Consider the following 15,408-nt stretch of genomic DNA (forward strand, 5'->3'; position numbering starts at 1 on the left):
ACTAAAAACTTTTGTCATGAAACCGTTAGTAAAACAGTTTACTAAACCTAATAAATAAAAAAGAAAGTGCTTACAAGACGAACATTACCTTTTTTTTCTTTTATTGTCAATAGAAATTACACTGTCCCTTTCGACAAAAGTTGTTTCAAAAATTTTATTTGGAATTTTTTGTGCGTCGCCGTGAATACCCTCAACTAGAAATTTTGCTGCATAATAGCCGATATCAAATGCGGGCTGATAGACAGTGGTTAAGCTTGGCGTCAAATACTGAGAAATTTCCAGTCCATCAAAGCCTATAACTGAAATGTCTTCTGGAATCCGCAGCCCATTCTCATAAATTGCCTGGTAAGCACCGATGGCCATCTCGTCATTACCACAAAAAATAGCAGTGATCTCTTTATTTTCCAACACCTTTAAAGCAGCCTTGTAGCCGCCCTTAAGTGTCAATTCTCCACTGCAGATGTATTCTTCTTGAACGAGGATGCCATGGTCTTCCAAAGCATTCCGATAAGCAGATACCCGCTCGGTCAACTGATAATAGCCTTCTGTTTCCTTCAGCATACCTATATGCCTGTGCCCCTTAGCAATTAAGGAAGTCATCGCTTTGTATGCCCCTTCATGCTCATTGATCAGCAGCTGGCCGTAATTCCGTTTATTAATTCCCCGGTCTACAAGCACTACAGGAAAGGATGCAGCCATTCTTTTTTTCAGAAGATGGTCTTCATCCAAAACATTGGGTGTCGCTAGAATGATTCCATCCACCGACCGATGAATCAGCTCTGTCACATATTTCTCTTCTTCTTCCTTGCTGTGTTTGGAGTTGCAAAGTAAAATCATATAGCCTAGTGCGTTCAGATGAGTTTCTACGCCCTCAACAATTTTCGAAAAGAAAAAATCCGTTACGTCCGGAACAATCATTCCAACAGTTTTCGAATGCCTAGTGATAATATTTGACGCAAAGAAATCAGGCTTGTACTGGTACTTATCCACTATTTCTAAAACATTTTTTCTAGTTGCTTCACTAAACCTGCTGCCCTTATTGTTAAGTATCTGGGAAACCGTGGTCACTGAAACCCCAGCCATATCCGCAATTTCCTTAATTGTTAATTTCATTTTCCCACTCCCCGTTGACACACTCCATATGACATGATACATTTTCAAAATACTTATTGAACAATCATATCTTATCAGAATCGTTCGGAAAAAAACAGATAAATGAAAAATTTATTATTTAATAAAAAAGTGCTTAGCTAGAAAAGCGAGCAGTCTGAAAAACATCAGAAACCTTACACATTTGCTATTTTCACACTTTCATATTTTTTGATAATTTACTGAAAACTTCCAAAAATAGTAATTGCTATATTCCAGAAAATCCCGAACATTCACCGAACCTAGTTACTGCTTTTGCAGCTTTTTACAATTTTGTAAAATACCTTCTGCAATTTAACTTATCGTAGTCAAATTACAGATAAATACTGCTTTTAAAGCAACTGCACTGATTGTAGTTCAGTAAGCAGAGCATGAGCAGAGGGCTTGTTTAAAAGAAACAGTTTTTCAACTCAGCTTAGTTTATGAAAAAAGAAAGGATACCCAATGATTATTGATACCTATTCTCTCAATGCATTCACTAAAAATAATTCAGGCGGAAATCCCGCCGGTGTTGTTCTTGATGCAAAAAATCTTGCTGAAACTGAAATGCAAAAAATTGCAAGCATCTTAGGATTTTCAGAAACAGCGTTTCTTTTTCCTAGCGTACAAGCAGATTTTCAGGTTCGCTACTTTACTCCGGTTGAAGAAGTCCCTATTTGCGGCCATGCTACGGTAGGCCTCTTTTCCGCTTTACTTCAAAAAAAGAAGCTTGCTTCGGGCAGCTATTCTATTGAAACAAAAGCAGGTATTCTAACGGTCAATGCAACATCTGCTGGAGAAATTTTTCTACAGCAGACACCGCCGCAGTTCCTGACTATTCTCTCAGCTGCTGAGCTGGCGGATTCACTGGGATTATTAGAAAACGACTTTCATGATTACTTGCCTGTTCAAATTGTTTCAACAGGACTTAAAGATATCTTGATTCAAGTTAAGAGCTTACAGCTAGTGACAAATGCTCAGCCAAATTTTCCGAAAATAACAGCAATCAGCCAGAAATATCAAGTAACAGGCTATCATCTTTTCTCAACAGAAACCGTCACACCCGCAGCAACTGCTCATTGCCGGAATTTTGCTCCTCTATTTGATATCCCAGAGGAAAGCGCCACAGGTACATCAAACGCGGCCCTTGCCTGTTATCTCAGTAAATATCAGCAGAATGACCAGTCTAACGGCAGCTGCCATATGATTTTTGAACAGGGCTACTCTATGGGTCTGCCTTCTGAAATTCAGACCTCTCTGACGAAAAAAGAAGACAAAATTCGCGAAATTTTCGTCGGAGGTAAGGCATCGTCGGTACAGAAGAGATTGTTATCCATCTAGCTGTCAACAAAAAAAGTAATATAAGCAAACAGTGGGTAAACTACTTGTCGAAATAGTTTACCCACTATTTTTTTCATACAGATAAAGATAGGCTAGTCACCATACCACTCTTCTCTTGTAAATTCATATTCTTCTCGAAGCTCTTCAGAATATTTCGTTAAAATCAATCCATCTACTGTAATGTCTATATTTAAAAGCAATGTTGGGAGTAAAGTAACTAGAATAAGAATTGAGAGACCAATAAAAATAGAAAGCACTGATAATACATTTCCAATTAATGAATTATTTAATCCCGATAGAAAATCTGGGTTGTGATCATTTAGCCATCCTTTATTAAATCTAAAGAATGCCATAAATCCAATTAACACAAAAATGAAGACACTCAGAATAAGAGTTAATCTCGTTATATTTTCTATAGCTTTTTTCTTTAATACAACCTTATTTTCAGGTACATATTTCTTTTGCAACACTTCAAACACTTTAGTTCTTATAACATAAAAAGATAGAAAATAACTAACTAAAATATAAACGAATGCTACTATTTTATTTACTGTTGTATCACCTGTCACTTTTAAAGAGGAAAGGTAAAATACAAGAGCATTCTGAGTAAATAGATAAACCGTCATCGTATAAGCTGATTTTTTTAATTTAGGGCTTTTAAAATAGCGTATCAATATAAAAAATACAATCAATGTCGACATAATTGGAAATAAAACCCAATTTATACTAGATACTAAGCTTATCAACCTAGAAATACAGACAACGTTGAGTACCTTTAACGTTTTCTACAAAATCTCAGTTTCTGATTTATTGATAGTTATATATACCTTATGAAGAGAGTTTTCTTTAAAGCCGTTGAAAAGGAGATTTGATCTATTAATTTGAACAGTTCTTTCATTAAATATCTCTCCCAGTTTTCAAGAGGGAAATTAATGGTATCAGTGGCCTTTCATGTTGATTAGGTGTATATTGATTGTTTGGATTAAAGTTAGAGTTCAGCCACACATAATTCAATCAACCTTCATACCATTCTTTCTTTGTATAATCATAACGCTCTCTAAAATCTTCTGCGTATCGATTAATTACTTTTGCTTCCACATAGCTTTTTGAATTAAATAAAAAGTAAGTAGGAATTAGTGTTATTAGTAATAAAATAGGAATTCCTATGAAAATACCTATCAAATCATCAAAAAAATTCGCTTGAGTTTTAGAATCTGGGAGAACAGAATCAATTAGCCACCATTTATTTATTCGATAAAATTGCATAGCTAAAAAGATGACTACTACAACTAAACCTGAAGTTTTCATCATAATATTCAGAGTTTTAGATGTTTTATATTGCTTGTTAAAACGTTTGTTGAGCTCTTCTATAATCATATTTTCTTCTACTTTTTCATAGAGAACCAAGAAAGTGATAATACACATCGTAACTACTAAAAAATTGATTATATAGCTTCCCTCATCCATCCCATATCCTATAGAGAACAAAGATATATATGCCATTTTAACAAGTGAATATCTAGTTTTTTCATATCCCCAATAACGCAAAAAATTACAATATGGGGATAAAAATTTATAAGTCATGTAGCCTATTATCGCTAGCTCTATAACAATTGCAATGATAGTCTGTGGAAGATATTTTGAACCACTAGCTATAAGACTAATTATCATTAACGCTGGGAGAAACACACTTGCTAAGTAAACATACCATTTTTTTATAATTGTAGAAAATTTTTGCTCAGGTTTCCCATCCATGATAAATTTAACATCTTCAAAATAAATATTTTTAGTGGCTTCTTCCAATGATATCGAGTTGATATAGCTGTTGCTTCTGCGTTTGTTAATCTCCTTCATAAAACTAATACCCTCCATTTGGAAATATATTATTATTTGCATTGGGATTAGAATTAGGAATACCGCCCACCCCTTTAAAATAAAATCATTTGTGAGTTTAAATCATCACTATAAAATATATCATACTTATATCTGCTTTCATAAAACTTTTTGATAATATATTAAGAGAAGTTCAGGTGAAATCACACTTTAAATCATTAATTATTTGAGACTTAATTCTGATTTTTATCAGCTAATCATAAAAAAGAACGCAGAATTAATATCTCTGCGTTCTAATGCTATTTATCAAACTGTGTTTTCAAAAAAAATCGTTCGCCGGAATTAATGGCGCCTTCTTCATCTTTATAGGTATAGGCATCATTCAAACAAGCCGCATACAGCTCTTTCATCGCCTCTTGGGAAGGGGCGAAATTCCCTGATTCATTCTTTTGCAAGGTCAATTCGTGCGTTACCGGCTCTTTGGTAAGAGGGGCAATATTATTCTCCACATATTTCAAATAATTGTAGTTACTTAGCGTGGTCATAAACGCTTCATCTTCCAGAAAAACAATTCCTTCTCCAGAAACATCATAGTTTAAATAGAAAATCTGGCGACTGAAGCTACCTAAAGAAATGGGGTAAAATGCCAGCTTCACTTTTGCAGTGTCACCTGCAATCTCTGAAGACATAACCTCATAATTTACGACCTGCTGCAGCATCTCTTTCAATACAGTACTGGTTGCTGAGGATAATTCCTTTGCAGACAGAGTTTCTCCATCTACCACTATTCCTTTTAAGCCTTTAGGCTGTTTGTCTTCGAACTGTTCCTGAACACTTTTCCAAAATTCGGCTTCACTGAACGGCAAAATATCCTTGCCCTTGTTAAAGCCGTCTGAAAACAACGCCTCCATTGTTATAAAAGCAGCATACTCAGGATCAGTAAATGTTTTTTCCTTGAACTTTGTTGTTGATTTTTGATAAGCATCCAGCGTAGTCACATCATTATCTTTATCATAAACCTTAATGACTGCTGGATATTCTGCAGCTGAAGCAGTAATACCAAATGATAAAGCAGTACCTAGTAATATTCCACCAACAATTAACCTTTTTTTCATTTTCATCCTCCTTGTTTGTGCTTATTTTATCATAGCATAGACGTTCCTAAGTGAAAACGGAAAAAACAAATTGGCAGTACTAAGCTTTTCTTATATAATAAATATCAGACTAGGTCGTGTCTGAAAAGTTCTGTGCTAAACGAGTTTTTTAAATTTTTAATGTAAATCAAATGAAAAAACCAGGTTATGTGGTGCTTAAATAAGAATTTTTGATAATAAACATCATCAAACTTACAACAATATTTACCGCTAAACTTTTCAGACACGAGCTGCACAGGAGGAGAAAATGAAAAATAAAAAGTTGGTTACAGCGGCAGTTGGTGCCGCAGTGTTGGTATTAAGTATCTTAGGCTATTGCCTATTTGTTTGGGTTGGGGGAATTATCCGTGAGGACCGCCCTCAATCCAAACGAGAGCTGCCTCGTGCTCCACAGGAAATTGTTTCTACCAGTGAAGATGATTTAACAACATCATTTACTGAACAAGATGATCCAGCAGAGCAGCCAGTGGATCCTGAGAAATACTTTGTAGAAAAGAATGAAATCACTTTATCAGACGGATGGAAAAAAACGATGGCGGAACGCGGTTATTCAGATATTTCTATTCTCTATGTGAATAGCTCTGTGAAAAACAAGTATTTTGCCGTTCTGAAAATGACGTATGATAATTTTCAAGCTGACAACCTGCCCATGGCGCTTGAACCTGATAACCTAGTTGTTCAGCAGGATGGACAGGACTATTATGAGCTGAAAGCACAAAAGGAAAACGAGTATGATCCAGAGGAGGGGTTATTTCTATGCGAAAGCCTTCAGGAACAAGGCTACCCTATCCACACCATAAAACTGAATTTTACTTCCGGCTCATACAACAACCAAACAGAAGACAGTGTCTATCGTCCAATCACCATCAAATATCCTTTAGATATTGAAGCTGTTGGGGCGATTTATGAAAGCATGTTGACATACGACACAATGAGTCAATATGGTCTTGATGTTGCTGAAACACGTCAGGAAGAGTTTTTAACATTGTCTCTGCCGGAAAAATTCAGCTTTGTCAACGATGGTCTTGGCTCCCCTCGTGTATTGAATAACTATACTTACGATACAGGTGTACTATTGACATACAGCGGTAAAATTGACGATTTAAATGAAGATATTCCAGCGTTAAATCAGGAATTACTGAAACAAGCAGGCGCAGCTTATGCTGTGGTCTTAGTAAAAGGAACTCCTGTCGCTTATTATTTTGAAACGACAACTAGTAATCCGGCTTACGAACTCTATCGAATGGACAAATCCTTTTTAACAAGATTGGAAAATGAAGAATTCACACGATCTGAAGAGGATTACTAAAGCTAGATAAATTCTGTTAAATAAAAACCCGTCAATCGTACTACCTATTGCCGGAACCCTTTAGAAGCCAAAGCAACAACGCTTAGCTTCAAGAAACAGGATAAACTATAAGCAGCTGCCTGGAATGAGGTCGAGACAACAGTGTTTAGCTTCGAGAACCAAGGAGGTACTGTTCAACATCAGCTCATCCTTCACTGTGTTTCACAGCAATAAGACGGATTATCCGAAAATTGTCAAGAAACACTACGAGGGAACCGAGTAGCTGTTGATTGATACCTACTTGGAGTTTTTCATATTTTTGAGATAGTTCGGCTTATTTCCGAGAGAGCTACTTTTGGAACGCCGTTTATTCGGATTTTAGAGAAAGAAGAGTTCGGGCATTTGCTTATGTCCCAAACTCATCCTTTGTTTGGATTTAGTGTAAAGAAGAATTTGAGCAGTTATTTATGGGTCCGCCTCTCTTTCCCATAATCACTTAAGAGGAATGTGAAAATTTCTTATGATTTAAGCCTCTTCCAAAGATACACTAAATAGACCAGATAAACCATTGAAGCTTCTATCTGGTCGGTATTATAACTTTTATAACCAAAAACTAGAGGGAAAGGTATTTCGCTGAGTCACCTTTCCCTCTATTCTTAGGATGTTTTTAATTTATTTTGGTAAATCAAACTCTGCTTCTTCACTTGAAAAGTCTTCATCCAGCAGTTTCAACTTGATGCTAAAGTCTTTTTCCCGCCAGATTTTTTCATATTGCTCCTGGTCAAGAACAAATACCTGCAGCAGTTCACCACTTTCTCCCGGCTGAACAATGTCTTTTATACTATTGTAGTCTACCAGCATTCCTTCACTTAGAAGACGTTGAGAGCCGTTATTCACCGTCAACACAGAGGCACTGCTGCCCATATTAATGCCTTTCTTTCCTTGATTATCTAAATCAAATTTAACGGTCAATAGTACAACGCCGTTTTCAAATGAACTAAAGCGCTGTGCTTCTACTTCATTTGGCTCAAAGAAAGTAAATTGGTAGTCAGAAAGTGTTGCTTTGAATCCTTTAATATCTTTTGTTTCATTTATATTTTTCTTTTCTTTATCCAGTGTTTTTGTCCCCATGTTATCTATACTGGCTTTATCCTGTAGAAAGGCTGCATTATCCCCTGCTGTTTTTTCACCAGATGACGTAACTGACAGCTGGATTTTCTGGTCTTCACCCACGGCGTCTTCAGCTTTAAAGGTATCCGGCGCTGTATAGCCTCGTGGAACCTGCATCGTTACAATTCCCAACTTGTTTATTTCTTCAAGTGCCTCTTTACTAAAGAGATAATTGGCTGTTTTAGTAACTGTCTCTCCTGCTGGCAGTTCACCGTCTTCTCGAACAGTGAAGCTGATGATATTGTCAGAATCATCTTTCACAACAGACTTATTATTTGTGTACGCCTTTGTTGCTCCTGTAAAGGTTAAGTCTGGAGTTGACGGATAGTATAGTGTCTTATCACTATTATTTGTAATTGTAAATGTCGCTAGTAATATACCGCCTTCTTCTGTTTCATCGCCAAAAGGAATCTTAAAATTAGAATCAAAATTTGTCAGCTTATTCAAAGCATATTCGTCAATCGAAATTTCCAAATCTCCTTCTGAAACAACTACTGGGTCAGTTTGACGATACAGCTCTTCTGATTTCTCTGCACCCATATAGTCAGCCATTGCCTCAGACCGTTCTTCCAGACTTGGAACAGCACCTGATTTTTTCTCAGACTTAGCTGTGGTTTCTTCAGTAGATTCCTCTGTAGATTCTTCTGTTGACTCCTTAGATACTTCCTCTGTTGATGCCTCTGTTGAAGAATTTTTTGTTTCTTTTTTTGAATTATCGCAGGCAGTCAAAACTGCTGTAGAAAGCAATAACACCCAAATAACTTTTTTCATCTTTCCGCTCCTTTGTCATTTAATAAAAATACAGCAACCTTTTTACTCAACCTGTACTCCCTTTGACCAAAGTATAGCATAGGCGAGTCAGCGAAAGGTTTCAGTTTTTTACTTAAAGACAGCGAAACTTGATAGCAGACAGCGAATTTCTTTTGTAACTCTTACTAAAAGAAACAAAAATAAAACAAAGGCGGTTTTTTTGCTTATTTTACATATTTTTCGGTCCGTGCATCAGAGATTACACCCTTATAATCTAAGCCATAGCCAAAATCATACAGGTTGCCTGCTGTATCCTTATATACCTCCAAGTCATGTGCAACATCTTCCTGCTGTTTTTCTACCGTGTCCATATCTGCTGGGAACTGCATTGGTAAAAGCCCTTTTGGCTCCTGCTTTCCTAAAATAATGTCGAAATAGGCCTGATCGCTCACAGAAAAGCCAGTTACGATGGCATCAGCGTCTTTTTCAAATTCACTCACCACTACTGGATTTTTAGCTTTCAGAACAACAATAACCGGTACTTTTTTCCCTGTATCTTTTTCAATTTGTTCACTCTGCTTTTTCGCATTTTTAAAGGCTTCCAAATCATAGCTATTGCTGATGACTGCGGTCTGTCCATAATAACTGCGGTTCTCCTTTTCACCATTTTCCAAAACATCTCCGCTAATAGATGTTTTGCGGACATTCTTACCATCCGCTTTATAAGTGCCGTACTGCAGAGACAGCGGATAGAAAACATCGTCTTTTAGACCGGCACTACTAAAGGGACTGCCATTATCCGGACTACTCATTCCAATAACAATCATATCTACATTTTTCAAATCCGGTGCTTTAAAGCCTGTTACCTTTTCTCCTTCTTTAATTGGTTCATCCGTCAGAACTTCTTTGAAGTATTCTTTCGCTGCGTCCACATTCATTGTAGGCTCAGCTGTATCCTGTGCGTCTGCAAAAACGGTTTTAAACTCATGATGGATTGAGCTTGGGAGATAGACTACTTTCTCCTGATAATCTTTTTCTACATTTGCTTTTTTAATGGTCTCATCACTGTTTTTCAGCATAACAATTGAATCCAGCTGTGCCTGATAACCGTCTGTTCTTTTTTCTTCACTGCCGACGATTTCAGCAGAAGAAGCTAAGGACAGATACGGATTTTCAAAAATTCCCGGCAGCATCATCATCTTGACCAGACGAGCCCCAGACTGCTGGAAGCGTTCTTCAGCCGATATATCTACGTCGCCCTTTTCATAAGCTGCATCCCATAGGTCATAAGCATCGAGAACTGGCTGAATTGCATTGTTCCCGCCAAACATATCCACACCAGTCAGCAGTACTTCATAGTGCCGCTGAGCGACTGTCTCATCCTCCACTCCCCAGGCTGTACCAATACCCAAAACATTATCAGGATCAGAAACCGCTGAAGTGACCGTCCAGTCTGTACAAATAATCCCTTCATACTTATTATCTTTACGCAAAATATCAATTTTATCCTTATCATATGCAGAACCTTTATTCACTCCAAATAATGGATTGCCGTCTTTATCAATTGCTACAGAATAAGAACTCATCACAGACGCTGCCTGTTCCGTCTTACCATCCAGCTTCATGGCGCCATCTAAAAATGGGATTAGATGCTCTTCAAAATTACCGCCCGGATAAACCGCATATTTACCGCTATTCATATGCGATTCCCGACCGCCTTCGCCCATACCATCTCCTGGGAAATGCTTCACCATAGCGTTAATTGAATCTGCTCCCCAGCCAATATCCGCTCCATCAGAATCATAGGAAGATTGCGAGCCGTCTACATAGGCTTTTGCCATATCTGTCGCCAGTGCCGTATCCTCGCCAAAGGTGCCGTCAGCCCGCAGCCATCTCGGGTCTGTCGCCAGCTCAATCTGTGGACCCAAGGCCGTAGCAATTCCCATCGCCCGATACTCCTCAGAAGCAGCCTTAGAGAATTTCAACATAGTATCAGGATCAAAGGTCGCAGCCAAGCCTAAATTAGAGGGCCATCTGGAGATATCTTCTCCCTCTGCATTATACGAGGCATCTGAACCAGCCGTGCTCCGCGGATCTGAGCTAAAGTTGACTGGAATAAATTTCTTTCCCTCTTCTGTACTCAGTTGCTCTACATACGCCTGCATCTCATTGTTCCAATTAACTGCAGCTTCAACATCATTTCCGCCGGCATTCAGAACATTTCTTAGATTATCTTCGTTCAGATATTTCTTTTGATCGTCGGTTAACCCCTGCTCTGGTTCCCGCTCATGACTACTAAACAGCATTAAACCGGCTATTTCCTCTTTAGTCAGTTCCTTTGCCAAAGAAGCCGCCCGGGTATCAATATCTTTACGCCAATCCTCCCAATCATCCAGCTTACCGTTGCCGTTCATATCCTTAAATGCATAAGTATAATCCCCATCTTCCTCCTCAATCAGCTGAACACCACCATCCTTTAAGTAGCCTAAAACAGCTCCATTATTCGGATTCTTAACGAGTATATAGGTCACATTTCCTTCTGTTTTTTCTTCTGTTGTGTACTTTTGCGGAGTAGTTCCTTCTAATTTTTCTTCTTTAACAGCGTTGCTGTCACAGGCTGCCAATAATACAGATAACGATACCAAAGAAATAAACTTTCCTGCTTTTCTCATAAAAAAACCTCCACTCTTCTCATTAGTCATTCCTATTTATAAAATTGAAAGAAATCTTTTCATCTATCGGTCCCCGTCCCCCTTGTTTATTTTTTTCTTCCAATCATTACAAACACATTTTATGGATTTCGGCTTCCAACTGATTTTCATCATAAAAAAAGACCTGAACGAATCAAAAAAGGCATGCTTTCAAGCACGTTTTTTAATTCATACAGGTTTAGCTTGTTCGTAAACAATCACTATCCAAATGAAAACTATTCCATTTAACACACTGTCTATTGTAGGAGATAGACTTCAAAATGTCAACGCTTTCTTTTTTGACGTAATAAGCCTCTCTTGATTCTTTTAGAAGAAATTAGACATGAAAAAATAGGCATCCAGTAGTCATCCTTTCATTTTCGTTCGTTGGTTATCACTTCAATCTATGGAGAGCGGCTTTTTAGTTATGATACTCTTTCAGTTGTGCTGATCTATCACACCTTTGGACTTAATTTTATAGATTATATCATCATTGGAAACGACAGAATGTTTTTCCAATTCAACGAAAGAAGGAAGTGATTTTTTGAATGCAAACCAGTTAAAATTTCTTATGATGGGCTTAATGGTCCTCGACCACATCTCATTTTTTGTTTCAGACACGACAGCCACTATTTTCCATATTATTACTCGCTGTGTAGGGGTATTCTTTGCTTATATGGTAGTAGAAGGCTTTTTTTACACACGCAGTCGGCAGAACTATTTGATGCGACTGGGCGCAGCCGCCGGAATGATGGCCGCAGGCAGCAGCTTACTGAATCTATGGCTGGCAGATCCAGCCGTTCAGGTCCACAACAATATCTTTCTAACCTTAACAGCAGGTCTGCTAATGCTGCTGTTGTTCAGCTGGAGCAGTAGTCAAAAACAGCTTGGACTCAAACTAATGGGATTTGCTGGAGCTTTAGCTTTGCTGGCGGCAGGTGCTTTATTTACTGAGGGGGGAATGGTAATTTTACCGTTTATGGCGATTACTTACTTCACTAGAGAAAAAGTTTTACTGAGAGATGCCTGCTACCTAGCCTTTTCCCTACTACTACTCATTACCAGCTTCCAATGGATGGGGGACTGGTCAAATACGCTGCTTATGTTGGGTGTCAATTCTGATTTTGCGTTTATTTCAGTAGTGCCTTTCCTTCATCTTTATAACGGACAAAAAGGACAGACATCCCCAATGACTAAGTACGCCTTTTACCTGTTCTATCCCTTACATCTTTGGGTGATTGCCATTGCTTCAAAGCTTGTGCTGATAAACAGCTGAGTTGTAATAGTCTGGAAATCAAACTAGCCTTCTTTAATCACTGAGCTTCTCCTTATGTCATGCTTTAAGCGTTCTATTAGTTTTCATGTAAAAGCGGCAAAGTTTGCTGTAAAAATATTCATCCGACAACAAATAAACACCTATGAACAACATTCGTTAATCATGTTGTTCCATAGGTGTTTATCAAGTTTTTAACGGATTTCAATGCGTCTAGGGCATAACTAAATTCCTAAACTTTTAGTATACTTAAATCCAAATAATCAGGCTTCCTTCACACTTTTCAAAATATAGTAGCCTTTATCTTTACTGACAATCTCTACATTGCCAAAAACCTCTGACATTTTCTTCTGAGCGCTGGGTGCTCCTTGTTTCTTTTGAATGACAACAGTTAATGTACCACCTGTCGCCAATAAAGGCTCTGCTCCGCTTAATATTTCATGGACAACTTGCTTTCCAGCCCGAATCGGCGGATTGCTGACAATCGCTGCATAGCTTGTCTCATGAAGCGTCTCATAAATATTAGATGGATGAATGTCTATCTGTTCAATGTGGTTTTTCGCGGCATTTTCCACAGCTAAAGCCACCGCCCGCTGGTTCACATCAATCATTTCCACTGTTCTGCCAGAAGCATGTGCTAAAGCAAGACCAATTGGTCCATACCCACAGCCTACATCCAAAATACGTCCTTCACTTGGTAATTCTTTCCAGTCAAAGACATCAATCAACACGCGGGAACCGTAATCCACTCCTTTACGTGAAAACACTCCGCTGTCCGTCATAAAATGAAAGTTTTTACCTGCCAATTCAAAATCCCATTCTTCAATATCATGAGCGATATCCGGATTTTCTGTATAATAATGATTCGTCATTCGTTTGTCCTCTATCTTTGATTACTTATTATTTCTATTCGAAAGCTGCTGCCAGCAAAACATTGTAGCTCACTCTCATTTATATCTGAGAAAATGCCAGCTGTTCCTACTTAGCTATCCAACAGTTTACCTTTTATCTCCCGAACAATCAAGGCAGCTAAAAACTCATAGCCGGATTCAGAAAAATGCAGTCCGTCATCCTGGAAAAATTCCTCCGTACCTGGGTAAACACTCAGGGCATGATACATATCTACTGTAGGAACAGCAAACTGTTCGCCAATCTCTTTTCCTTTCGCTACAAAGCGGCGCACGGTTTCATCTTGACGACTAGGCTGACGAGCTGATACAACAAATGGAGCTGTAAATAGAATAACCTTTTCTCTGCCAATTTTCTCAATCATCTCTGTTAGGTTCTCGCCATATTTATCAACATCAATTGGATAATTATCTGAACAATCGTTGGCACCGAAAAAGATGGTAACGTAATCAGGCTCCTTAGCCAACACATCTTTTTCAAGCCGCTTCACTCCACCACTTGAGGTATCTCCTGGAATCCCTGCATTTGAAATCATGATATTTTCAAATCCCTGCGCTGCGAGAGCTGCTTTCACTAAATTCGTTAATATTGGAGAAGCTGCTTCCCCCAGATAACCGGCTGTAATGCTGTCGCCAAATAACACAAGCTTTGTCATGCCTATCCCCTCTTTCACAATTAATAGCTGTATTCTGATTTTATCATACCACTTGCTAAAAACTTTTGCCTAAAGAAACATTTCTTTCCATTATCACTGTATAGATAGCTGTTAATTGTGTTAAAATAGGCAAAGAAAACATGTCACTGTTGGTGGAGGGGCAAATGGACGAAAGAATGAATTACTATCGCATTCCTCGTGAGGAATGGCTGGGGTTTTACCACAAAGGGGAAGCGCCGTTAACTGAAGATGAGCTGGAAAATATCAAAGGGTTCAATGATCAGATTTCTTTGCAGGATGTAGAAGATATTTACGTCCCGTTAACTCATCTGATTCATTTGCATATGAAGGAATTCGAATCCCTGACACTAAGCAAAGGACTGTTTCTGCATAGATATGTACCTGTACCGCCCTTTATCATTGGGATTGCCGGAAGCGTTGCAGTGGGGAAAAGTACGACTGCCCGGCTGCTGCAGACGATTTTGTCCCGGATATTTAAACGTCGAAATGTTCAGCTGATTACAACTGACGGCTTTTTATATCCTAACAAAGTTTTGGAAGAACGAGGCATTATGAACCGTAAAGGCTTTCCGGAAAGCTATGACATGGAGAAGCTCATCAGCTTTTTGAATCTTGTTAAAAACGGTGAAGATGAAATCCGTGTGCCTGTTTATTCCCATAGCGTGTATGACATCATCGATGATGAATACGAAATAATCAATCAGCCGGATATTCTGATTGTGGAAGGGATTAATACTTTACAACTGCCGGCAAATGAACAGATTTATGTCAGTGATTTCTTTGATTTCTCTGTTTTTGTAGACGCCGAACCAAAGCTGATCGAACAATGGTATTTAGAACGTTTTGGGGCTTTGCTCGATACCGCCTTTCTGGATCCAAGTAACTATTATTATCAATACGCAATCGGTGATCGGGAAGAAGCTTTTGAGATGGCCAGAAATGTCTGGAAAAATGTGAATTTGAAGAATTTAGAGGAATACATCTTGCCTACTAGAGGCCGAGCTGATATCATACTCCATAAAAAAGAAAAACATATCATTGATGAAATCTATTTAAGAAAATTCTGATTTTCATTTTCGCTGTTTTCGAACAGGCTGAACCACTGTTGCTTTTAGAGAGAATCAAGGCCTAACACCATTCTGGTTATCGGCTTTTCCTAAGATTTGTTGTTCACTGAAGATTTGCTTCTGCGAATT

At 38.3% G+C, this 15,408-nt stretch carries 12 protein-coding genes; 4 read left to right on the forward strand and 8 right to left on the reverse strand.

The window, feature by feature from the left end; all coding sequences use genetic code 11:
- Positions 1-84: 84 nt before the first annotated feature.
- Positions 85-1,113, reverse strand: coding sequence for a LacI family DNA-binding transcriptional regulator (locus ACYSNQ_RS09095; protein WP_426082659.1), 1,029 nt, complete (start codon positions 1,111-1,113; stop codon positions 85-87).
- Between the two features lie 480 nt (positions 1,114-1,593).
- On the opposite strand from ACYSNQ_RS09095, the gene ACYSNQ_RS09100 reads away from it, so the two are divergent.
- The gene (locus tag ACYSNQ_RS09100; protein ID WP_426082660.1) at positions 1,594-2,469 is read left to right on the forward strand and encodes a PhzF family phenazine biosynthesis protein; all 876 of its coding nucleotides are present in this window, start codon (positions 1,594-1,596) and stop codon (positions 2,467-2,469) included.
- 92 nt (positions 2,470-2,561) lie between these two features.
- Here ACYSNQ_RS09100 and ACYSNQ_RS09105 read toward each other — a convergent pair whose 3' ends face one another.
- From ACYSNQ_RS09105 to ACYSNQ_RS09115, 3 genes are all read right to left on the reverse strand, one after another.
- Positions 2,562-3,170, reverse strand: a complete 609-nt coding sequence (locus tag ACYSNQ_RS09105; protein WP_426082661.1) for a hypothetical protein — start codon at positions 3,168-3,170, stop codon at positions 2,562-2,564.
- 313 nt (positions 3,171-3,483) lie between these two features.
- The gene (locus ACYSNQ_RS09110; protein WP_426082662.1) at positions 3,484-4,323 is read right to left on the reverse strand and encodes a hypothetical protein; all 840 of its coding nucleotides are present in this window, start codon (positions 4,321-4,323) and stop codon (positions 3,484-3,486) included.
- A gap of 278 nt (positions 4,324-4,601) precedes the next feature.
- Positions 4,602-5,417 carry a hypothetical protein gene (locus ACYSNQ_RS09115; RefSeq protein WP_426082664.1) on the reverse strand — a complete coding sequence of 272 codons (816 nt, stop codon included), beginning with the start codon at positions 5,415-5,417 and terminating at the stop codon, positions 4,602-4,604.
- A gap of 286 nt (positions 5,418-5,703) precedes the next feature.
- Between ACYSNQ_RS09115 and ACYSNQ_RS09120 the strand changes: the two genes are divergently transcribed.
- Positions 5,704-6,765 (forward strand): hypothetical protein, encoded by a 1,062-nt coding sequence (locus ACYSNQ_RS09120; protein WP_426082666.1) that lies wholly within the window; start codon positions 5,704-5,706, stop codon positions 6,763-6,765.
- A gap of 651 nt (positions 6,766-7,416) precedes the next feature.
- Here ACYSNQ_RS09120 and ACYSNQ_RS09125 read toward each other — a convergent pair.
- Positions 7,417-8,685 carry a DUF5068 domain-containing protein gene (locus tag ACYSNQ_RS09125; protein ID WP_426082667.1) on the reverse strand — a complete coding sequence of 423 codons (1,269 nt, stop codon included), beginning with the start codon at positions 8,683-8,685 and terminating at the stop codon, positions 7,417-7,419.
- Positions 8,686-8,888: 203 nt separating this feature from the next.
- Positions 8,889-11,336, reverse strand: a complete 2,448-nt coding sequence (locus tag ACYSNQ_RS09130) for a glycoside hydrolase family 3 protein (protein WP_426082669.1) — start codon at positions 11,334-11,336, stop codon at positions 8,889-8,891.
- A gap of 562 nt (positions 11,337-11,898) precedes the next feature.
- On the opposite strand from ACYSNQ_RS09130, the gene ACYSNQ_RS09135 reads away from it, so the two are divergent.
- Positions 11,899-12,630, forward strand: a complete 732-nt coding sequence (locus ACYSNQ_RS09135) for a TraX family protein (protein WP_426082670.1) — start codon at positions 11,899-11,901, stop codon at positions 12,628-12,630.
- A gap of 260 nt (positions 12,631-12,890) precedes the next feature.
- On the opposite strand, the gene ACYSNQ_RS09140 is transcribed toward ACYSNQ_RS09135, so the two are convergent.
- A complete protein-coding gene (locus ACYSNQ_RS09140; RefSeq protein WP_426082672.1) occupies positions 12,891-13,499 on the reverse strand; it encodes a class I SAM-dependent methyltransferase in 609 nt (202 codons plus the stop codon).
- A gap of 110 nt (positions 13,500-13,609) precedes the next feature.
- Positions 13,610-14,191 (reverse strand): SGNH/GDSL hydrolase family protein, encoded by a 582-nt coding sequence (locus ACYSNQ_RS09145; RefSeq protein WP_426082674.1) that lies wholly within the window; start codon positions 14,189-14,191, stop codon positions 13,610-13,612.
- 164 nt (positions 14,192-14,355) lie between these two features.
- Here ACYSNQ_RS09145 and coaA point away from each other — a divergent pair, with 164 nt between their 5' ends.
- Positions 14,356-15,279, forward strand: coding sequence for a type I pantothenate kinase (coaA, locus tag ACYSNQ_RS09150; RefSeq protein ID WP_426082676.1), 924 nt, complete (start codon positions 14,356-14,358; stop codon positions 15,277-15,279).
- Positions 15,280-15,408: the final 129 nt, after the last annotated feature.

The organism is Enterococcus sp. LJL51 (genome assembly GCF_054871795.1).